Consider the following 1,359-nt stretch of genomic DNA (forward strand, 5'->3'; position numbering starts at 1 on the left):
CGGCATAGCCCTCGGCCAGCGCGGCACGGGTTGCCGCATTCACCATCTCGTCGACGCTTTGCACATCGGGGCTGACGGTGGAATGCACGCCCCAGGCCATGGCCAGCCGCCGCGCGATCTCCAGGTTTGGCGTGATGCTGACGATGGGCGCGCACGGTCGCTCGCGCGCCGCGCGCAGCGCGGTGGAGCCGGACGAGGTGTAGGTCACGGTGGCGACCGCGCCGATGATGTGCGTGACTTCGCGCAAGGCGGCGCAGATCGCGTCCTGGCGCGTGGACAGCGGCGCCTCGTGCTGCGCGTCCAGCAGGTTGCGGTAGAGCGGGTCGCGCTCCACCTCGGTGATGATGCGGTCCATGATGGCTACCGCCGGCACCGGGTGGCGGCCGTTGGCCGATTCGGCCGACAGCATGACCGCGTCGGCGCCGTCGTAGATGGCGCTGGCCACGTCGGAAGCTTCSGCGCGGGTGGGCACCGGCGAATCGATCATCGATTCCAGCATCTGGGTAGCGATGACGATGGGTTTGCCGTGCTGGCGGCAGATGCGCAGGATGCGCTTCTGCACGCCCGGCACGCGCTCCGGCGGTAGTTCAACGCCCAGGTCGCCGCGCGCCACCATCACCGCATCGGAAACGCGCACGATTTCCTCCAGCTGCTGCAGCGCAGCCGGCTTCTCGATCTTGGACAGCACGCCGGCGCGGGTGCCGATGATTTCGCGCGCTTCCACGATGTCGGCCGGMCGCTGCACGAAGGACAGCGCGATCCAGTCCGCGCCGAGTTCAAGCGCGAAGTCGAGATCCTTGCGGTCCTTCTCGGTCAGCGCCGGAATCGGGATCACCGCGTCGGGTACGTTGACGCCCTTGCGGTCSGACAGCGTGCCGTGGTTGACCACGCGCGTGACGATGCTGCCGCTGGCCACCGCATCGATCTTCAACTGCACCTTGCCGTCGTCGATCAGCAGCGATTGGCCCGGCGCGGCCACGCGGAACAGTTCCGGATGCGGCAGGTGCACGCGGGTGGCGTCGCCGGGACTCGGATCGCTGTCGAGCACGAACACATCGCCGGCCTTGAGCGCGACCTTGCCCGCGGCAAACGTACCGATGCGCAGCTTCGGGCCTTGCAGGTCGGCCAGCACGGCGATGGGACGGCCGGTCTCGGCCTCGACCTGGCGCACCGCGTCGTAGCGGCGCTTGTGGTCGTCATGGGAGCCGTGGCTGAAGTTCAGGCGGAACACATCGGCTCCCGCCTCGAACAACTGCCGGATCACCTCGATATCGGTGCTGGCCGGTCCGAGCGTGGCAACGATCTTGGCTTTGCGCTGGCGTCTCATTTTGTCTCCTCTTCCAATCTCGGGCGGCGCGC

Annotated in this window: 1 protein-coding gene; it reads right to left on the minus strand. The window is 68.2% G+C overall.

Annotated features, from left to right (window positions below; genetic code table 11):
- Window positions 1-1,327, minus strand: a 1,327-nt coding sequence (gene pyk / locus AC1DQ3_RS36430) for a pyruvate kinase (protein WP_477124938.1), incomplete at its 3' end; no start/stop codon positions are given.
- Window positions 1,328-1,359 lie beyond the last annotated feature (32 nt).

It is taken from the genome of Cupriavidus sp. 01T418, from assembly GCF_056398885.1.